Below are 19,561 nucleotides of genomic sequence, written 5' to 3' on the forward strand. Positions count from 1 at the left end.
CGCCGATGACCCCTGAATCCGTAATGGCGCTGGGCACCGAAGCGATGAAAGTGGCGCTGGCGCTGGCGGCCCCGATGCTGCTCGCTGCCTTGATCAGCGGTCTGGTGGTTAGCCTGCTGCAGGCCGCCACCCAGATCAACGAAATGACGTTGTCGTTTATCCCCAAAATTCTGGCGGTGGTCGCCACCATCGTGATTGCCGGCCCCTGGATGCTCAACCTGCTGCTGGACTATATGCGCACGCTGTTCACCAACCTGCCGAATCTGATTGGTTAACCATGCTGACATTTGACAGCGCGCAGTTCGGCGTCTGGCTTAGCCAATATTTCTGGCCGCTGTTGCGCATTCTGGCGCTGATCAGCACCGCGCCGGTGTTCAGCGAAAAACAAATCAGCAAGAAGGTGAAGATCGGTCTGGGCGGACTGATCGTGATCCTGATCGCCCCTGGTTTACCCGTCAGTACCGTCCCTATCTTCTCCGCCGCCGGGTTATGGCTGGCCGCCCAGCAAATCCTGATCGGCGTGGCGCTGGGGCTGACCATGCAGTTCGCCTTCGCGGCAATACGCCTGGCCGGCGAAGTGATCGGCATGCAGATGGGTCTGTCGTTCGCCACCTTCTTTGACCCCAGCGGCGGGCCGAACACCCCGGTGCTGGCGCGGCTGCTCAACCTGCTGGCAATGCTGCTGTTCCTCAGTTTTAACGGCCATCTGTGGTTGATTTCCCTGCTGGTCGACAGCTTCCATACCCTGCCTATCCAGGCCGAGCCGCTCAACGGCAACGGTTTTCTGGCACTGACCCAGGCCGGTTCGCTGATTTTCATCAACGGTATGATGTTGGCGCTGCCGCTGATTTGCCTGTTGCTGACGCTGAACATGGCGCTCGGCCTGCTCAACCGTATGACGCCGCAACTGTCGGTATTCGTCATCGGCTTCCCGGTCACCATGACCATCGGCATTATGACCATTGGCATGATGATGCCGATGCTGGCGCCGTTTTGTGAGCACCTGTTCGGTGAGTTCTTCGACAGGCTGGCCGATGTGATTGGCAGCATGACCCCCTAGCGTTACCCCATTAGTGCGGCTTAACGGCCGCACCTCGCCGGACAAACTGGCAGTAAAACCCCTTTCTCGCTATAAAAAGTTGAAAAAACCAAATTAACACGATTTGGCTTCGATTATTGTTATTGCCTTGAATAATAAAATACCCACCTTAGAATGGCCTTGTTAAATATAAAGCCATCAGTAAAAACAGCCGTCGAAAAATAAAATAAAGGAGTGAATTTAAATATTAAATAACGCACAGGGAAGTTAAATAAAAACTCTGACATCCATCATCTGCAGGGATAAAAATACTTTCTCACCGGGGTCAGCCGGCGGGACAGGCATATTTATTATCTGCGGTTTTACCTCTACCCTCAGGAGCACAGAAATGAAAGCGAAAACCAACCGAAGAGCACGCAGAGCCTTAGGCATGGCGCACTGGGCAACCAACCGTATTCAAATTTCACTATCCTCTTCGCCGAACGGTGAAAAGTGGACCATGGTGAAAAAGAAAAAATAACAGCCATGCTATAAATAAAATATAGCCCATGGTGTTATTCCCCTTCCCGTCTAAATATTTTAACGTTTCCCGACGTTAAATCAGGCGAAAAAAAAGCACGTCACTCGAACCTTCGTGGGGGAAAGAGTGACGTGCCAAAAAAGTGCGCCCGGTTTCAAGAATGCTCTACAGAGATAGAGTTTTCTAAGCACACCCAATTAGTGACCCGCCATGACTTCACAACGGATGTTTATTATTGCCATTCATTCTGTAGGCGCGCTGCATGCTGCGCCCTAACTAACGGAGATGTTTCATTAACATACCCTATGGATTTCATGCTGCAGCTAGGCGCCCAGCTCACGCATCCCCAGGAGCTTACTTAAGTAAGTGACTGGGGTGTGTGAGTGCAGGTAACAACGCTGCAGCTTGAAAGACGACGGGTATCAGCGGTTCATCTGGAACAGCGACATCCCCTGCATATCACCGAAGGTTTTATACGACGCCTGCAAGGCCGCCTGCTGCATAAAGTAGCTGGAAATTGACTCGGCCAGATCGGCATCCACCAGCGCACTCATCTGCGTTTGGTTGATCATGTCGCGATCTTTGCCAATGCTGTCCAGCGTATCCATTTCCTGCAGTTGGTTACCCAGTTCGGCACGCACACTGAGCACCTTGTTGTAGGAGTTGTCCAGGCCACGGTTGGCCTTGGCCAGCGCATCGTTCACCTGTTGCTTGGTGGCGTCGTCAGCATCCTTCAAGGGGGTTTTCAACGCCTTCAGCGCGATATCAATGCTTTCAAACACGTTAGAAACCGGCGCGCTGCCGTCCGGCTCCGGCTTCGGGTTGCTGGTCAATGACATGAACACCGTATCGCCGGTATGGCCAATGGTCATGGTGCGGTTGGCATCCACTTTCTGCTCAACGGCCTTGTTACCGCCCGCGTAGCTGACTGAACCGCCGTTATCGACAAACGGGGGCTTGTCATTGACGAAGCCGCCAAACATGTAGCGGCCGTTGCCATCAGTGCTGTTGGCCTGGTTGAGCAGTTGGTCTTTCAGCCCCTGCAGTTGGGTCGCCAGCGAATCGCGGTCATTATCGCTTTCGGTGCCGCCGGCATTGACGATCAGCGCCTTCATATCGGCGATGGTACTGGTTGCCCCGCCCAGCACCGTCTCTTCCATCGACACGCTTTGGCGGGCAAAGGTCCGCGCCAGCGCATACTGGGTGTTTTCCGACTGGGACTGAGCCAGCATCACCGCCTGCGATGCCGCCAGCGGATCGTCGGACGGATTACTGACCTTTTTACCGCTGGAAAGCTGCTGTGCCGCCTTCATAAACAGTGATTGGTTGTCGGTAATACCGGACATGTTCTGTTGGTACATCATGCTGGTGCTCATACGCATGGTGCAGATTCCTCAAAATCGGTGACCGGAGCCAATGCGGCCCCGGTTAAAATGAAAATCAACGGATATTCAGTAACGCATCAAACATCGAGCTGGCGGTCTGGATCACCTGCGCATTAGCCATGTAATACTGCTGGAAACGCAGTAGTTCACCGTACTCTTCATCCAGGTTAACGCCGGAAGCCGACTGCTGTTGGATAGTCAGCTGCTTGACGATATTGTTCTGTGAGGTCACCGAAACCTTGGCCGATGCCGTTTGGTTACCGACACTGCTAACCATGCTGGCGTAAGCACCGCTGAAGGTGGCCTTGCCGTCGACCAGCTTCTTGGTTTGCAGATCGAGCAGCTTTTTGGCGTTTTCGTTATCGCCGCGGCCGCTGTCGTCCTTACCGGCAGCGGCGATGTTTGAAGAGTTGGTGATGGCGACCTTCAGGCTGCCCGCTACGTCACTGACCGGCTTCACGGTGAAGCTGTCGTTCTTTTGCGCGTTACCTTCGATGCCGACCTTCAGGCCATCAAAACTTAACGTCGCTTTGCCATCGGCATCGGTACCCGCGGTGGCATTCACCTTCACGTTGTCCGGCAGACGGCTCACCTGCCAGTTGCTGCCGTCAAATTCTACCCGGTAGTCATTGGCTTTCACCTTGCCGGTATCGGTGTAGGACACCGACAGCGTCGCATCGCCGGTATTGCGGCTGTTGTCCACCACGCGCCCGCCACCGAAGTTGAAGAAGTCGGTCCCGGCATCGCCGTTGAGATCAAACCCTGCACGGTGTTGCTGGTTAAAACTGTCGGCCATCGCCAGCGCCAACTGCCCCAGTTGGTTGCGAGCGCCATCCAGCGATTCCGTGCGGAATTTCAACACGCCGCTAACGCTGCCGCTGGTAATTTGCCCTTCAGGCACTTCGCTGACACCGTTGCCGCGGTTATAGCCGATGGTCAAACGGGCAGGATCGCCGCTGGAGGGGATGGCTTCAACCTGGTAGGCGTTGTTACCCTGCACCAGGGTCAGGCCGTTGGCGAAAGAGACCGTATAAGCATCGCCGTCCTGCTGGGTCACCTGCACCCCCACCACCTGGTTTAGCTCGGTGACCAACTGGTCGCGCTGATCCAGTAAGGCATTCGGCTCACCGCCACTGCCGCGCAGGCGGGTGATTTCATCATTGAGTTTGGCAATCTGCTGGCTATAGCTGTTGATCTGCGTCGCGCTATCACTGAGCTGCTGATTAACGCCGCTGTCCATATCTCGCAGATATTTATCGGTGTTATTGAACTGATTGACCAGACCATTGGCTTTGCCGAGCACCGTTTGACGCGCTGCGTCATCACCGGCGTTGCTGACCAGATTCTCCAGGTTACTGAAGAAGTCCTGCATGTTGGTCGACAGGGTATTGGTTTTACTGGCCAGTAGATTATCGATCTGCGAAATTTTCTCGAAATAGGCGTTCTGCGCCCCGGCCTGGCTCTGCGCGCCGCGCAGTTGGTTGGTAATGAACTGATTATATTCGCGGTTGACGCTGGTGACGGTAACGCCGTTGCCAATAAAACCATTCATGGTACTCATACCGCCATTCTGCGCCAGAATTGCCGTTTGGCGGTTATAGCCCGCCACGTTGTAATTGGAGATGTTGTTACTGACGGTGCTGAGCGCCACCTGAGCCGCATTCAGCCCGCTCATCGCGGTATTGATTAAGCTATTGGACATAAAAGTTCCTTTTGCTGCGGCGCCGCTGGCCCACAGAAGTCAATTAATCTGCTGAGTCGTTCACCCAGCCTGTGTTGGTTATCGGCAAAAAGCGGGGAAACTTGATAGCAAATTGCTAGCCCTATTCATGATTTATGACATTCGCAAATCCCCAAAATAATTGGCGTTGCAGCACGGCGGCCAGCAAGGGAGTCCCCGGAAGCTTGGTCTGCCAAGTGACCGGGGTGAGCTTGTGCAGCCAACACAGCTGCAGCGTCAAGAATGACGGGGATTTAGAACAGATCCTTCAGGTCATGGGTATAAGCCTTAACCACCTGCTCGCCGGTGTTTTTCATCTGCTGGATCACGCTGACCAGCTTGTTGGCGTATTGCGGATCGGTAGCGTAACCGGCCTTCTGCAACGCATGTGCCGCCTGTTCGGGGCTGCGCGCATTGGCTACTTCGGCGTAGCGTGGGTTATTGGTCAACAGCTTGACGTAGTCGGCAATGGCTTCAACGTAAGAGCCGTATACCCGGAACTGCGCCTTGATCTTCTTCGCGGCCCCCTGCTCAAACTCGGTGGTTGTGACCTCGGTAACCGGCCCGCTCCAGCTGCTGCCGGCCTTGATGCCAAACAGGTTGTAGCTCGGCGAACCGTTGGCGGTCGGGATCTCACGCTGGCCCCAGCCCGACTCCAGCGCGGCCTGGGCCACAATCAACTGATGCGGAATGCCGCTCTGCTGGCTGGCAACCCGTGCCGGAATGGACAACCTGGCGACAAAGTTGCCGTTATTGAGCGACAGCGGCGACGCGGCAGGCGCTTTCGGTACCGCACGACGGATCATTTGCTCCAGCGCCTGATTTGGCAGCGTTTGCAGCACCTCACTGTCCTGATAAAGAAGGTCAAGCGCCATTGGCGACATGCCTGCGGTCTCACTCGGCACCGCGTTGGCATTGCTCATCTGCTTAACCATCATGTCGGCCATCCCCAGCCCCTTCTGTGACATCTGCTGGGCAATCTGCTGGTCATACATTGAGGTATAGAGCCGCGACTGATCGCTGCTCAGCACCCCGTCCTTGGGTAACGCGGCACGCATACTTTTCAGCATCATCTGCACGAACATGCCTTCAACCTGTTGCGCCACCTGTTTCAGATTGCCCTGCGGATCGCTCGCCGCGTCACGCTTAAGCCCGTTTAGCGCCTGCGCATCATAAGCGGCACCCGACATCGCCATCAGATCGCCGGCCATCAGATGATTTCCAACTTGGCACGCAGACAGCCGGCACTTTGCATTGCCTGCAGGATCGACATCAGATCGATCGGTGTCGCCCCCAGAGCATTGAGCGCGCGGATCACGTTATTCAGATTGGCGCTGGCATTAACCTTCTGCAGCGAACCGCCCTGCTGCTGCACCGAAATCTGGGTATTTGGCGTCACCACGGTCTGCCCGCCGCCAAACGGCGTCGTTGGTTGGCTGACGGTATTTTGCCGATCGACCACCACCGACAGATTGCCCTGTGCCACCGCACAAGAATCCAGGATCACATCGCGGTTCATCACTACCGACCCGGTGCGTGAGTTGATGATCACTTTGGCATCCATCGCCCCGACGCTGACGTTAATGTTCTGGATCTCCGCCAGGAAACGCACCTGTGAACTGTTGCCCTGCGGCACCAATACCTGAATAGTGCGGGCGTCCAACGGTGAGGCAGTGCCACCACCGCGCTGGCGGTTGATGGCATCGCTGATCTGCTGCGCCAGGGTGAAATCCTCATCGTTCAGTTGCAGATTAATCACGCCACCGGCACCGAAAGTGGTTGGCAGTTCGCGTTCAATGGTGGCCCCGTTACTGATGCGGCCACCGGCCAGTTGGTTGACCTGTACGCTGCTGCCGCCGGCCGAGGCACCGGCACCGCCCACCAGCACGTTGCCCTGCGCTAGTGCGTAAACCTGGTTATCAACGCCTTTCAGCGGCGTCATCAGCAAGGTACCGCCGCGCAGGCTCTTGGCGTTGCCCATTGAGGACACCACCACGTCAATATTCTGTCCGGTACGCGAAAACGGCGGCAGCCTGGCGGTCACCATCACCGCCGCCACGTTTTTCAGCTGCATATTGGTGCCCGGCGGCACGGTGATCCCCAACTGCGACAGCATATTGCTCAGGCTCTGGGTGGTGAACGGCGTCTGCATGGTTTGGTCACCGGAACCATCCAGCCCCACCACCAGCCCGTAACCGATCAGCGCGTTATCACGCACGCCTTGCACCGTGACCAGATCGCGAATGCGCTCCGCCGTTGCCGGTAAACACACCAGCCCAATCCACAGCGTAAGCAGTAATTTTTTCAGCATCGGTCAATCCTTAGAACGGTGAGACATTTAAGAAGAAGCGTTGCAACCAACCCATGGTCTGCGCCTCGTTGATATAGCCGTTACCGACGTATTCAATGCGCGCATCTGCCACCTGAGTGGAAGTGACCGAGTTACTGCCGCTGATGGTGCGCGGATTCACTACCCCGGAGAAACGAATGAACTCGGTGCCCTGATTGATGGCGATCTGTTTTTCGCCCACCACGTGCAGGTTGCCGTTAACCAGCACCTGATTGACCGTGACGGTAATGGTGCCGTTAAAGGTATTGTTGGCATTGGCTCCGCCCTTGCCGCCGAAGGTGCTGTCGCCGGACATCTCCATATCGGCACGCGCATTGCCCAGCAGGCCGTCGAGATAGCGCGGCGCCGTGGCAACGCCAAACTTGCTGGCACCGTTGCGGCTGGCATTGGCGGAAGAACTTTTGCTGGCGCTGACGTTTTCTTGCAGCGCGATGGTCAGGGTGTCACCCACGTTACGCGGGCGGCGATCTTCAAACAGGGGCTGATAGCCGTAGTTCATCGGTTGTACCGTCTGGAAAATCGAGCCGTTGGGTACCGGTGCGCCCGCCGGAGCCGGTTGCGCCGTGGTCGTGCCATCCACCAAAGGTTTATGCGGAATATAAGCACAGCCGCCCAGCGTCAGCATCACCATCGCCGCCAACCAGCGTTTGCCTTGCGGCGGCACGTTTGCCATCAGAGTTGTGATTACCACGGGTATCGCCTTTGTTTCACAAAATAGGGTTACGGGCGCTGCCGCGCCCGTCAATTACAGTTGAGTCAGTTTTTGCAGCATCTGATCGGAAGTCGATACCGCTTTGCTGTTGATCTCATAAGCACGCTGAGTCTGGATCATATTGACCAACTCTTCCGCCACGTTGACGTTGGAGGTTTCCACATAACCCTGATACAGCAGGCCGGCGCCGTTTAAGCCAGGTGTGCTTTCGTTCGGTGCGCCGGAGCTTTCGGTCTCCTGGTACAGATTCTCGCCCATGCTTTCCAGGCCGCTGTCGTTGATAAAGGTGGTCAGCGTCAGCTGGCCCACCTGCTGGGCCGCGGTCTGGCCCTGCTGGGTGACGCTGACAATGCCGTCGCGACCCACGGTAATGCTCAGGGCATTGGCCGGAATGATGATTGCCGGCTGCACCTGGAAGCCGCTGGCCGTCACCAGTTGGCCATTCTGATCTCTCTGGAACGAACCGTCGCGGGTGTAAGCCAGGGTGCCGTCCGGCATCATCACCTGGAAAAAGCCTTGCCCCTTGATGGCGATGTCTTTGCTGTTATTGGTCTGCGACAGATTGCCCTGGCTGTGCAGGCGCTCAGTGGCCACCGGACGCACACCGGTACCAATCTGCAAACCGGACGGCAGCGTAGTCTGCTCGGAGGACTGAGCACCCGGCTGGCGCATGGTCTGATACAGCAGGTCTTCAAATACCGCGCGCTGGCGTTTGAAGCCGTTGGTGCTAACGTTGGCCAGGTTGTTGGCAATCACGTCCATGTTGGTCTGCTGCGCATCCAGACCGGTTTTGGCAATCCATAAAGATGGGATCATGGGTTATTTCCTTGCTGCTTAACTCAGTGATAACAACGAGTTGGCGCGCTGTTCATTTTCATCCACGCTGTGGATGACTTTCATCTGCATTTCAAACCGGCGGGCGTTGGCGATCATGTCAACCATGGTTTCCATCGGTTTGACGTTGCTGCCTTCCAGCACGCCCGGCATGACCCGTACCAATGGGTCGTTTGGTAACTGATTACCGCGCTGCTGCTGGGTTTCCGGCGTCAGACGGAACAGACCGTCATCGCCGCGCATCACTTCGCGCGCGTCGGCCTTGACCAGTTTCAGCCGACCAATCTGTGCGAGGGTATTCGGCGGATCGCCCGCATTCAGTGCCGAGATGGTACCGTCGGCGGCAATGGTGATCTCCGCCGACGGCGGCACCTCTATCGGCCCGCCATCGCCCATTACCGGCCTGCCCTGCACCGTCAACTGCCCGGTGGAGGAAATCTGAAGATTACCGTTGCGGGTGTAGGCTTCGCCGCCATCCGGCAGGCTGACCGCCAGAAAACCGTCCTGTTGCAACGCCACGTCCAGCGGGCGCGCGGTATAGTTCAGCGCCCCCTGGCTCATGTCGGCACCCGGCGTTGACGCGGTAACCAGCGTGCGCGTCTGCAGGCTTGGTCCGTCTACCGGCACCGCACGCAGCGCCGAAAGCTGAGCACGGAAACCCGGCGTCGAGGTATTAGCCAGGTTGTTGGCAGTAACCGATTGCTGCTCCAGCGTCTGCCGCGCCGCGCCCATCGCGGTATAAATCGCGTGATCCATAAATCAATCCTATTAGCGCAGGCTGACCAGCGTCTGCAGGATCGAATCCTGCGTTTTAATGGTCTGGGCATTCGACTGGTAGTTACGCTGGGCGACGATCATATTCACCAACTCCTGGCTCAGATCGACGTTGGAGGCTTCCAGCGCCCCGCTGGTCAACTTGCCGAAGCCACCACCACCCGCAATACCCACACGCGGCTGGCCCGATGCACCGGTTTCCTGCCAGACGTTATCGCCCTGCGAGGACAGGCCTTCCGGGTTGGAGAAGTTGGCCATCACAATCTGCCCCAGCACCTGAGTCTGCTGGTTGGAATAGATGCCCACGACCGTACCGTCGTTGTTAATCTGGAAATTGGTGTACTCACCGGCGCCATAGCCGTCTTGCGACACCTTGCTGACCGAATCTGCGCTAACGCTCTGCTGCATGCTCTTGGCAAAGCTCAGGCTGAGGTTCTGCGCCGGAGCACCGTCCTTGGCGGACATCGGGACCAGCATACTGAACTCGGCGGCGGTGCCTTGTTTACTGGTGGTACCTGTCAGGTTGCCGCTGGTATCGAAGGTCATGGTGCCGGCATCGACAGGCGCAGCGGAGCCATCCTGGGTATACACCTGCCACTTGTTTTCGTCAGTCTTCACGAAATAGGCATTGATGTTATGTGCATTACCCAATGAGTCGTAGGCGGTGATGGTGTTGACGTAGTTATAAGAATCCTGCTTGGCCGGATCGAAGGTCTTGTTGTCCGGTACCTTATGGGTGGACTTCAGGTTGGCTACCATGGTGCCTGATGTGGACGCCTTGGCGTTCATCATGCCTTCAGGAATACTGAGCGGCACCGGGTTGGCACCCTGTTGAATGGTCGGCGGCGTACCGGCAGCCGGATAACCGGTCAACTGCAGGCCCTGCATATTGGTCAGGTTACGGTTTTCATCCAGTTTGAACTGGCCGTTACGGCTGTAGAAAACGCCACCGTCCTGGTCCTGCATGCGGAAGAAACCGTTGCCGGAAATCGCCACGTCCAGCGCACGGCTGGTCCCGGTGGTGGTGCCGCCCTTAAAGTTCTGGGTGATGCCCGCAACCTTGACACCCAGCCCGACCTGCGAACCGGCAAACATGTCAGCAAAGGAAACGGTGCCTGATTTAAAACCGGAAGTGGCGGAGTTAGCGATGTTATTACCGATCACGTCCAGGTTGGTTGCTGCTGCGTTCAAGCCGCTTACTGCCTGAGAAAAGGCCATGTCATTCTCCGAATAATGTTTAGGCTATCGTCCGATAACGCCCTGTGAATGAGTGAAATAAAAAATCGTATTAAAGAATTTGGCGGACTTCTTCCAGCGTGGTACTGCCCGCCAGGCCCAGATCCAGCTTCGCGCCGTTCGCATCGCGGATAACGCCGTTGACCATGCCAAAGTGCAGGCTGCGCGCCACCAACTGCTCACCGTTGCCCTTGGCGTTGATGGTGAAGCTGTAGGCTCCGTCAGGTGCGGCGGTGCCGTCCGTCATCGAACCGTCCCAGCTAAACGAATGCACCCCGGCGGTCAGGCCGCCGAGTTCGATAGTGCGCACCGCTTTACCGGTGGCGTCGGTAATGGTGGCGGTCACCGAATCGGCCGCACGCTCCAGTTCCAGACCAAACGGCGTGGTGCTGACCTTGCCGTCTTTGCTGCCGGCCAGAATATTGCTGCCGGGGACCATCACGCCGTGACCGATCAGGGCGCTGGCCTGCAGTGACTGATTGCTGTTGATCTGGCCGGAAATCGAGCCCAGCGTGGTATTGAGTTTCTCGATGCCCTGAACGGTGTTGATCTGCGCCAATTGGCTGGTCAGCTCATTGTTCTGCATCGGGTTGGTCGGATCCTGATTCTTCAACTGCGCCACCAGCAGCGTCAGGAAGCTGTTGTTCAGATCCTGGCTGGTGTTATTTTTGGCGTTGGCACCGATGACGCTGTTATCCAGCGATTCAGTGGTGGTTGCGGCAATGGCCATGGCAAGCTCCGGTTATTGACCCAGCGTCAGGGTTTTCATCATCATCGACTTGGTGGTGTTGAGCACCTCGACGTTGGCCTGATAGCTGCGGGAGGCGGAAATGGTGTTGACCATTTCGCCCACCACATCCACGTTCGGCATCCGGACATAGCCTTTGCCGTCCGCCAGCGGGTTGCCCGGCTGATAAACCAGGCGCTCCGGAGCGGGGTCGTCGACCACCTGCGCTACGCGTACGCCGCCGGTTGGCTGCCCGGCCGCGCTGGCGACTTCAAACACCACCTGTTTGGCGCGATAAGGCTGGCCGTCCGGGCCGCTGACGCTGTCGGCGTTGGCCATGTTGCTGGCGCTGACGTTCAGGCGTTGCGACTGTGCGGACAGCGCCGAGCCGGAGATATCAAAAATATTCAGTAGCGACATGCGCCTTATCCTTGTTGTAACACTGACATCATCCCTTTGATCTGACCGTTGATCAGCGTCAGATCGGTCTGATATTTCAGGCTGTTATCGGCGAAGTTGGTACGTTCGCGATCCATGTCCACCGTGTTGCCGTCCATGGACGGCTGATCCGGCACGCGGAACAGCAAGTCGAGCTGTGGCGGCTGCATGTTCTGCGCCGGAATGTGGCGCGCAGACGTCATGTTCAGCGCAATGCCACTGCCGCTGACGCGGCCCTGTTCCAGCACCTTGTTCAATTGGCCGGCGAAATCGATATCCCGCGCCTGATAACCCGGGGTGTCTGCGTTGGCGATGTTGGCGGCCAAAATTTCCTGCCGCTGGGCGCGCAGGTTCAGCGCCTCTTGACCAAAGCGCAGAGCAGCGTCCAGTTTGTCGATCATGCTCCCTCCGCGAGGTTAGAATTTGGAGCCGACAGCATAAACGCCCCTTGTGCCAGCCTATCGTGGGAATAAGAGCAAAATGCGTCGCTATTTATCTGCTTAGCCTGAACGCAGTCCGGGTACACTTACGCGTATCCTGATGGTTGTGGTGGAAGCGAAGATGAAAGGTAGAATGCTGCTGTTGGCAGCGCTGCTGTGCAGCCTGAACGCACGGGCCGAGGATCTGGCGGCGCAGATTGAAAGCTTCGTCACCAGCCAATTCAGCGGCAGTCCGGTACAGGTTAAAGTGCTGGTGCGCACGCCTGCGGCCCTGTGGCCAGCGTGCGAATTTCCACAGCTGTCTCTCGCCTCCAATGCCCGCCGTTGGGGTAACATCAGTATTTCGGCGCGCTGTGGTCAGGAACGGCGTTTCATCCAGACCCAGGTTCAGGTGATCGGCAAATACCTGGTGTCGGCACGCGGCATCAGTGCCGGCAGCAAGCTGACGGCGGCGGATATCAAGTTGAAGACCGGTCGGCTCGACACCCTGCCACCCCGCACGCTGACCGAGGCCGGCAAGGCACTTGGGGCCGTCAGCCTGCGTAATATCAGCCCCGGCCAGCCTCTGAACCTGGCCATGCTGCGCCGCGCCTGGGCGGTCAAGGCCGGTCAGGCAGTGCAGGTGACCGCACAGGGGGACGGATTTAACATCAGCGGATCGGGCAAGGCGATGAACAACGCCGCCACAGAAGATAGCGTCCGCGTGCGCATGGCCTCCGGGCAAATTGTTAACGGTATTGTCGGTGACGACGGAGCTATTCGCATCACCCTATAAATAAGTAAAGGTTTATCAAACCTTGCCGATAACAAAATCATAAGCAGTATTTTATTGGCCGCCAGGGCCACAAAAAATATCAGCCATTGCCTGCCAGGTGACGGCATTGATGGAGATTGACCATGAGTATCGATCGCACCCAGCGGCTGCAACCCGTTCCCACGGTGCAAGCGCGTGAGACGCCGGCGGAGAATCAACTTCAGCCACGTAAAACCGCCCAGACGGAAAGCGCCGTCAGCGGCACCCAGGTAAAATTGAGCGACGCGCAAGCGCGCCTGATGCAACCGGGAACGCAGGATATTGATATGAACCGGGTGGACGCCATCAAACAGGCGATCCGCAACGGCGAACTGAAAATGGATGCCGGCAAAATTGCCGATGCATTGCTGCAGGACGTGCAAAGCGATGCCCAGTGGATGTCGAACGGCAACCCATCGCCAAAGGTTTGACCACCAGGTTAAACATCCGGAACTCTTTGAAAGGTGATTTATCGTAATGGAAAATCTGGCGCAACTGATTAATAAGCTGCTGGAAACCCTGCAAGCGCTGGATACGGTGCTGGCGGAAGAACATCATTTGCTGTGCTCCGGCCAATTGCCCGGCGTGGCACTGCAACGTGCCACCGACGCCAAGAGCCAACTGCTGGCTACGGTAAACTACCTGGAACAGCAGCGACTGAAATTGGAAAGTGCATTGGGGCAACAAGCCCCCTATTCCGCTCATCCGCGCCTGGCAGACGCCTGGCAACGGGTACAGTCGCTCAGCCAACTGCTGCGGGAAAAAAACCAGCATAACGGCATGCTGCTCAATCAGCAGATCGATCACAACGCCCAGGCGCTGGCGATCCTGAGCAAGCAAAACAAATCGCTGTACGGCCCGGATGGCCAGTCGCGTAACGCCAGCCTGCTGGGGCGAAAAATCGGCGTTTAAATCAACGAAACCTCACCCGGTCATTTCACCGTTCCGCCGGGTGTGTCTCCCCCACTGCGAGATAACTCGCACTTCAATTGCCACTTTATCCAGCCCTCTAATTTTGTATTCGTAACACTACGCAAACCTGGCATTTCCGCCTGTCCTCTCCCATGCCGTTCCCCCACCCTGTGTTGGTTTTTAAATCACTTAATCTATACCCTATAAGGGGATAATTTCTGAGGGGGAGTGAATGATCGATATCTACCTTTATCTGGACTATTCGCCTTTCAGGCTTTATCAGTTGGTTAATGACAAGAGGTTAAGGAGACTGACCTATGAGCAAGATCCTTGCTGAGATCCATCAGGAAGTCCAAGAACTGCATCAGGCAGGATTTGTTGATGCCGGCACCATGCGCACCTTCGACATGCTGTGTTTACGCCCGGTCAAACAATATACTCTAGCGGACATCCGCGCCCTGCGCGAGCGTGAAAACGTCAGCCAGCCGGTGTTTGCCTTGCATCTGAACGTCAGCAAAAAGGCGGTGCAAAAATGGGAGCGTGGCGAAGCCGTGCCCAACTCCGCCGCCATGAAACTTCTTTCGCTGGTCGATCGCAACGGTCTGGCGATCCTCGCCTAGACCGTTACTGGTAATTGACAATCACCTGATTGCTGATCACCCGTAGCGGTGGGTTCAAACTGCCCCGCGCCTGCACATAGTAGACAAAACGCAGCTCGGCGTTGGCCGGTTCGCCCTGTAACCCGGTGCTGCTGCCACTGCCGCCGCTCAGCGCAATGCAGCGGGTCAAGCTGCAAAGCTGCACCTGCATACCGGCCGGTTCGGTGGCCAGCAACCGGTAACGCCAACTGACGCTGGTTATACGCGCATTGGCATTCGGTAACTCGTTGGGTGCACGCAGCCCCGGTGACTCTCCCCGCTCCCCGCCATGTTCCAGCGTGGCACCCACGCTGTCGGCTACCCAGGAACCGGACGCCGCCTGCAGGCTCAGCGGAACCAACAGGCAGATTATCGCCATGCTGTATTTCATTATGCGGCCCCAATGGTCGAGGTCATGCGGATTTGACGGTCGTCGTTGATTTCCAGATTAGACAGCACCACCAGTTGCGGCAAACTACGGCGCAGGAAACGTGCCAGCAAGGCCCGCAGTGCATGGTTCACCAACAGCACCGGCGGCGCACTTAACATTTCCTGACGTTGCAACGCCTGTTTGGCCTGCTCCAGCAGACGATCCGCCAACCCCGGTTCCAGACCGCCACCGCCCTGCAACGCCTGCAATAACAAGCGCTCAAGTTGGGTGTCCAGACCAATGACCTGAATTTCACCGTTGCCCGGGAACCATTGCTGGGTGATCGCTCGTCCCAACGCGACCCGCACCACGGTGGTCAGTTCATAGGGATCGGTTTGCGTCGGTGCATGCTCCGCCAGCGTTTCAATAATGGTGCGCATATCGCGGATCGAAACTCGCTCCGTCAGCAGGTTCTGCAACACCTTGTGCAACGTGGTCAGCGTCACCACGCCCGGCACGAAATCTTCAGTCAGTTTCGGCATGTCCTGCGCTACACGATCCAACAGCTGCTGCGTTTCCTGTCGACCAAACAGCTCGCTGGCGAATTGACCAATCAGATGATTCAGATGGGTCGCCACCACGGTGCTGGCTTCTACCACGGTAAAGCCCTGGATCTGCGCCTGCTCACGCAGCGCGCTGTCAATCCATACCGCTTCCAGCCCAAACGCCGGGTCGGTGGTTTTATCCCCCGCCAATTCACCCACCGCGTTGCCTGGGTTAATCGCCAGCCAACGTCCCGGTTGGGCTTCGCCGCTGCCGATTTCTACTCCCTTCATCAGGATACGGTAACTGGCTGGCGGTAATTCGAGGTTGTCGCGAATGTGTACCACCGGCGGCAGGTAACCCATCTCCTGCGCGAACTTTTTACGGATGCCGCGGATACGGCCAAGCAGTTCGCCGTTCTGCTGGAAATCTACCATCGGGATCAATCGGTAACCGACCTCCATCCCCAACGGATCTTCCAACTGCACGTCAGACCAACTGGCTTCTACCGCCTGCGGGTTGTCCTGCGTTATAGGCGCTTCCTGCTCTTTGGGAGCTTGCTGATCGCGCCCACGCAGCCACCAGGCCAACCCCAACAGAGCGGCGGTGAACAGCAGGAAGACCAGGTTCGGCATCCCCGGCACCATGCCAAGCAGGCCGAGCACGGCGGCACTGAGTAACATTACGCGCGGATTGTTGAACAGTTGCCCGACCATTTGCTCGCCGACATCCTGATCGGTTGCCACGCGGGTCACGATAACGCCGGCCGCGGTCGAAATAACCAACGCCGGGATCTGCGCCACCAGGCCGTCACCGATAGTCAGCAAGGTATAGGTTTCCGCTGCCGTACCCACTTCCATCCCGTGCTGGATCACCCCGACCAGCAGACCACCGACCACGTTCAGTATCATGATCATCAGGCCGGCGACCGCATCGCCACGAACGAACTTACTGGCACCGTCCATCGAGCCGTAGAAGTCGGCCTCCTGCGTAACTTCAGAACGGCGTTTTTTCGCCTCTTCTTCACCGATCAAGCCGGCGTTGAGATCGGCATCGATCGCCATCTGCTTACCCGGCATGCCGTCCAGTACAAAACGCGCGCCTACTTCGGCGATGCGTCCGGCACCCTTGGTGATAACCATAAAGTTGATCAGCACCAGAATGATAAACACCACAATACCGATGGCGAAGTTACCGCCCACCAGGAAGTGGCCGAAGGCTTCCACCACACGCCCGGCAGCGGCTGAACCGGTATGCCCTTCCATCAGGATGATGCGCGTCGACGCCACGTTGAGCGACAGGCGCAGTAAGGTCGAGAACAGCAAGATGGTGGGGAATGCGGCAAATTCCAGCGTGCGCTGGGTAAACATCGCTACCAGCAGCACCATGATCGACAAGGCAATATTGAAGGTGAACAACAGATCGAGGATAAATGCCGGCAACGGCAGCACCATCATCGACAGGATCATCAGAATCAGTATCGGGCCGGCCAATACCTGCCACTGCGTATCTTTAAAACTGCCCGGCAAACGAAGCAGGGCGGCCAAATTAGCCATTAGTGTCACTTTCTCCAGCAAAATCCAGTGCTTCCGGCACCGGTAAACGTTCAGGTTTTTTCGGGATCAGCCCACCTTCGCGCCGCCAGCGTCTTAGCTGGTAAACCCAGGCCAGAACTTCGGCCACGGCGGCATACAGGGTGGCGGGAATGTGTTGTCCAATCTCGCTGTGTCGATACAGCGCACGCGCCAGCGGCGGTGCCTCCAGCATCGGGATGCGGTGTTCCATACCCAGTTCGCGGATACGCAGCGCAATTTCGCCGGCACCCTTGGCCAGCACCTTGGGCGCGCTCATTTTTTTGTCGTTGTACTGCAGTGCGACGGCGTAATGGGTTGGGTTGGTGACGATAACATCGGCCTTGGGCACATCGGCCATCATGCGCCGCCTGGCGATGGCACGCTGCTGTTGGCGAATACGCCCTTTGACGTGCGGATCGCCCTCCTGGTCCTTGAACTCGTCGCGGATGTCCTGCTTGGTCATCTTCAACTTTTTGAAGTGGCTCCACAGCTGATAAAACACGTCAAACGCCACCATCGGCGTTAGCGCCAGCACCACCAGCAAGCCGCAAAAGATGATCATCTGCAGCGCATTAGCGAGCGCGTCGAGCGGCTGTTGCGTTACCAGATGCAGCATCGCCGCCCAGTTGTGCCACAGATATAAACCGGTGACCCAGCCCACCAGCGTCGCCTTCAGGATGCCCTTCAGCAGCTCCGCCAATACCTGGCTGGAAAAGATCCGTTTCAGACCGGACAGCGGATTCATGCGCTTTAAATCGAACTTGAGCGATTTGCCACTGAGCAGCAGGCCGCCGAGCAGCATCGGCGCGGTGATGGCCACCAGCGTCAATCCTGCCATCACCGGCAACAGCGCCCATACCGCCTGACGTAACAGCATCCCCAGTTGGCGCAGCATCTGTTTATCGTTGCTGACCATGCTGTGATCGAAATTCAGGCCCTGCGTCAGCATCATCGCCAACTGTTGCGACATATTGCTGCCAGCCACCCAGATAATCGATAAGCCCGCCACCAGCATCAACACCGACGTCAACTCGCGCGAACGCGGGATCTGGCCATCTTCGCGCGCCTTTTCCACCCGGTGGGGTGTGGGGGCCTCGCTCTTTTCCAGATCGCTGTCTTCAGCCACGGATGCGCTTCCTGTGCCGGGAGGGAATAAAATTGCCGCCAGCATGCCAAAAAATCGCGGATTTCATTGATGGAACAGCGGGGAAAAAGACGGGTTATTTGCGGGATGAGTGAATGACCCAGCGTTAAGACCCTTTCTGATACCTGGGACGCAGCAAAGCCGCGCCCCAGAGAACCTCAGAAGCCCAGGCTGTCGAGCAGGTCGTCCACCTGCGCCTGGTTGGCGATCACACCGGCACCGTTCTGGTCGAGCTGCGGGCCATTAAGCAGGTTGTCGTTTGGCTTTTTCTCTTTCGCCGGCTGTTCTGGGATATTTTCCATCAGCACCATCAGCAACTGCTTTTCAATCTCCTGCACCACGTCCATCATGCGTTTGATCACCTGACCGGTCAGGTCCTGGAAGTCCTGTGCCATCATGATTTCCAGTAACTGGGCATTGGTGAATGACGTATGCTCCGGCACCTGCTCCAGGTATTGACGGGTGTCGGTGACCAGTTCACGCGCATCGTCCAGCTCAATCGGATCGGCGAACCAGTCGTCCCAGCGGCCTTTTAACGCCTTGGCCTCTGATTCCAGCGACGCCTGACGCGGTTGCGCGGCTTCCACACAGTTCAACGCCCGTTCCGCTGCCTGCGCCGTCATGGTGACCACGTAATCCAGACGATCGCGTGCATCCGGGATTGCCTCTGCCGCCTGGGCGATCGCCTGATCAAGCCCCAGTTCGCGCATGCTGTCGCGCAACATGCGCGTCAGTTGGCCAATGCGGGAGATAATCTCTCCCGCGGTTGCCGCATCGCTGGCAGGCATTGGAATGTCTCTCATCGCCCCTCTCCTTACATGCCCAGTTTTTCAAAGATCTTGTTGAGCTTTTCTTCCAGCGTTGCCGCCGTAAAAGGTTTCACCACGTAACCGCTGGCACCGGCCTGCGCCGCCGCGATAATGTTTTCTTTCTTGGCCTCCGCCGTGACCATCAATACCGGCATGCTCGCCAACGCGCCGTCGGCACGAATGGTTTGCAACAGCTCCAGGCCGTCCATGTTCGGCATGTTCCAGTCGGAGACCACAAAGTCGAAATCACCGGCACGAAGTTTGTTCAGTGCGTCCGCGCCGTCCTCGGCTTCTTCAACGTTGTTGAATCCCAACTCTTTCAGCAAGTTTCTGACGATGCGACGCATAGTGGAAAAATCATCGACCACCAGAAACTTGAGGCTTTTATCTGCCATTTTTACTCCCATTAAACGATCCCAAAAAACAGCCAGCCTGACGGCAGCTGTTCGCTATAACTCCTCTATATACCCTATGAATTTCGAGTTGCAGCTAGGCGCCCAGCTCGTTCATCCTCAGGAGCTTACTTAAGTAAGTGACTGGGGTGAGCGAGTGCAGGTAACAACGCTGCAGCTTGAAAGGCGACGGGTATAATTAAGGGCTCAA

The 19,561-nt window shown here is 57.0% G+C and carries 23 protein-coding genes; 7 read left to right on the plus strand and 16 right to left on the minus strand.

The window, feature by feature from the left end; genetic code table 11:
- The first annotated feature begins 5 nt into the window (after positions 1–5).
- The 3 genes from fliQ to sra all read left to right on the plus strand — a co-directional run bounded on the left by fliQ (position 6) and on the right by sra (position 1,559).
- On the plus strand, positions 6–275 hold the full coding sequence (gene fliQ, locus M2406_RS09370; RefSeq protein WP_012145680.1) for a flagellar biosynthesis protein FliQ: 270 nt from the start codon (positions 6–8) through the stop codon (positions 273–275).
- Between the two features lie 2 nt (positions 276–277).
- A complete protein-coding gene (gene fliR, locus M2406_RS09375) occupies positions 278–1,060 on the plus strand; it encodes a flagellar biosynthetic protein FliR (RefSeq protein ID WP_012145681.1) in 783 nt (260 codons plus the stop codon).
- Positions 1,061–1,427: 367 nt separating this feature from the next.
- Complete coding sequence (sra, locus tag M2406_RS09380) at positions 1,428–1,559, plus strand: stationary-phase-induced ribosome-associated protein (RefSeq protein WP_017893223.1); 132 nt, start codon at positions 1,428–1,430, stop codon at positions 1,557–1,559.
- A gap of 422 nt (positions 1,560–1,981) precedes the next feature.
- Here the strand turns inward: sra and flgL are convergent, their stop codons facing one another.
- The 11 genes from flgL to flgB form a co-directional block, all read right to left on the minus strand.
- Positions 1,982–2,941 carry a flagellar hook-associated protein FlgL gene (flgL, locus tag M2406_RS09385; protein ID WP_012145682.1) on the minus strand — a complete coding sequence of 320 codons (960 nt, stop codon included), beginning with the start codon at positions 2,939–2,941 and terminating at the stop codon, positions 1,982–1,984.
- A gap of 58 nt (positions 2,942–2,999) precedes the next feature.
- Entirely contained in the window at positions 3,000–4,646 is a 1,647-nt protein-coding gene (flgK, locus tag M2406_RS09390; protein WP_259189730.1) for a flagellar hook-associated protein FlgK, read from the minus strand.
- Between the two features lie 272 nt (positions 4,647–4,918).
- Positions 4,919–5,875: a flagellar assembly peptidoglycan hydrolase FlgJ gene (flgJ, locus tag M2406_RS09395; protein ID WP_112364486.1), complete on the minus strand. Its 957-nt coding sequence runs from the start codon at positions 5,873–5,875 to the stop codon at positions 4,919–4,921.
- Positions 5,875–6,975 carry a flagellar basal body P-ring protein FlgI gene (locus M2406_RS09400; protein ID WP_259189734.1) on the minus strand — a complete coding sequence of 367 codons (1,101 nt, stop codon included), beginning with the start codon at positions 6,973–6,975 and terminating at the stop codon, positions 5,875–5,877. The genes flgJ and M2406_RS09400 overlap by 1 nt, the downstream gene beginning before the upstream one ends.
- Before the next feature lie 10 nt (positions 6,976–6,985).
- Entirely contained in the window at positions 6,986–7,687 is a 702-nt protein-coding gene (gene flgH / locus M2406_RS09405) for a flagellar basal body L-ring protein FlgH (protein ID WP_012145686.1), read from the minus strand.
- Positions 7,688–7,759: 72 nt separating this feature from the next.
- Positions 7,760–8,542, minus strand: coding sequence for a flagellar basal-body rod protein FlgG (gene flgG, locus M2406_RS09410; RefSeq protein WP_012145687.1), 783 nt, complete (start codon positions 8,540–8,542; stop codon positions 7,760–7,762).
- Between the two features lie 18 nt (positions 8,543–8,560).
- Positions 8,561–9,316 carry a flagellar basal body rod protein FlgF gene (locus tag M2406_RS09415; RefSeq protein WP_259189736.1) on the minus strand — a complete coding sequence of 252 codons (756 nt, stop codon included), beginning with the start codon at positions 9,314–9,316 and terminating at the stop codon, positions 8,561–8,563.
- 12 nt (positions 9,317–9,328) lie between these two features.
- Positions 9,329–10,552, minus strand: a complete 1,224-nt coding sequence (flgE, locus tag M2406_RS09420; protein WP_012145689.1) for a flagellar hook protein FlgE — start codon at positions 10,550–10,552, stop codon at positions 9,329–9,331.
- Between the two features lie 70 nt (positions 10,553–10,622).
- A complete protein-coding gene (gene flgD / locus M2406_RS09425; protein ID WP_012145690.1) occupies positions 10,623–11,300 on the minus strand; it encodes a flagellar hook assembly protein FlgD in 678 nt (225 codons plus the stop codon).
- Positions 11,301–11,312: 12 nt separating this feature from the next.
- Positions 11,313–11,717 (minus strand): flagellar basal body rod protein FlgC, encoded by a 405-nt coding sequence (gene flgC, locus M2406_RS09430; protein WP_012145691.1) that lies wholly within the window; start codon positions 11,715–11,717, stop codon positions 11,313–11,315.
- Positions 11,718–11,722: 5 nt separating this feature from the next.
- Positions 11,723–12,136, minus strand: a complete 414-nt coding sequence (gene flgB, locus M2406_RS09435) for a flagellar basal body rod protein FlgB (RefSeq protein ID WP_012145692.1) — start codon at positions 12,134–12,136, stop codon at positions 11,723–11,725.
- 160 nt (positions 12,137–12,296) lie between these two features.
- On the opposite strand from flgB, the gene flgA reads away from it, so the two are divergent.
- The 4 genes from flgA to M2406_RS09455 all read left to right on the plus strand — a co-directional run bounded on the left by flgA (position 12,297) and on the right by M2406_RS09455 (position 14,500).
- Positions 12,297–12,950: a flagellar basal body P-ring formation chaperone FlgA gene (flgA, locus tag M2406_RS09440; protein WP_112364482.1), complete on the plus strand. Its 654-nt coding sequence runs from the start codon at positions 12,297–12,299 to the stop codon at positions 12,948–12,950.
- Between the two features lie 122 nt (positions 12,951–13,072).
- Positions 13,073–13,399 carry a flagellar biosynthesis anti-sigma factor FlgM gene (gene flgM / locus M2406_RS09445; protein WP_012145694.1) on the plus strand — a complete coding sequence of 109 codons (327 nt, stop codon included), beginning with the start codon at positions 13,073–13,075 and terminating at the stop codon, positions 13,397–13,399.
- Positions 13,400–13,445: 46 nt separating this feature from the next.
- On the plus strand, positions 13,446–13,880 hold the full coding sequence (locus M2406_RS09450) for a flagella synthesis protein FlgN (RefSeq protein ID WP_017893231.1): 435 nt from the start codon (positions 13,446–13,448) through the stop codon (positions 13,878–13,880).
- Between the two features lie 317 nt (positions 13,881–14,197).
- Complete coding sequence (locus tag M2406_RS09455) at positions 14,198–14,500, plus strand: DNA-binding transcriptional regulator (RefSeq protein ID WP_259189738.1); 303 nt, start codon at positions 14,198–14,200, stop codon at positions 14,498–14,500.
- 4 nt (positions 14,501–14,504) lie between these two features.
- Here the strand turns inward: M2406_RS09455 and M2406_RS09460 are convergent, their stop codons facing one another.
- The 5 genes from M2406_RS09460 to cheY form a co-directional block, all read right to left on the minus strand.
- The gene (locus M2406_RS09460; RefSeq protein WP_259189739.1) at positions 14,505–14,909 is read right to left on the minus strand and encodes a flagellar protein FlhE; all 405 of its coding nucleotides are present in this window, start codon (positions 14,907–14,909) and stop codon (positions 14,505–14,507) included.
- Positions 14,909–16,987, minus strand: coding sequence for a flagellar biosynthesis protein FlhA (flhA, locus tag M2406_RS09465; RefSeq protein ID WP_017893233.1), 2,079 nt, complete (start codon positions 16,985–16,987; stop codon positions 14,909–14,911). Before flhA ends, M2406_RS09460 begins: the two co-directional genes overlap by 1 nt.
- Positions 16,980–18,131, minus strand: a complete 1,152-nt coding sequence (flhB, locus tag M2406_RS09470; RefSeq protein ID WP_017893234.1) for a flagellar biosynthesis protein FlhB — start codon at positions 18,129–18,131, stop codon at positions 16,980–16,982. Before flhB ends, flhA begins: the two co-directional genes overlap by 8 nt.
- A gap of 176 nt (positions 18,132–18,307) precedes the next feature.
- Complete coding sequence (cheZ, locus tag M2406_RS09475; protein WP_012145700.1) at positions 18,308–18,952, minus strand: protein phosphatase CheZ; 645 nt, start codon at positions 18,950–18,952, stop codon at positions 18,308–18,310.
- Between the two features lie 11 nt (positions 18,953–18,963).
- The gene (gene cheY, locus M2406_RS09480) at positions 18,964–19,353 is read right to left on the minus strand and encodes a chemotaxis response regulator CheY (protein ID WP_012145701.1); all 390 of its coding nucleotides are present in this window, start codon (positions 19,351–19,353) and stop codon (positions 18,964–18,966) included.
- Between the last annotated feature and the right edge of the window lie 208 nt (positions 19,354–19,561).

It is taken from the genome of Serratia sp. BIGb0163, assembly GCF_024809935.1.
Taxonomy (GTDB): Bacteria; Pseudomonadota; Gammaproteobacteria; order Enterobacterales; family Enterobacteriaceae; genus Serratia; species Serratia quinivorans.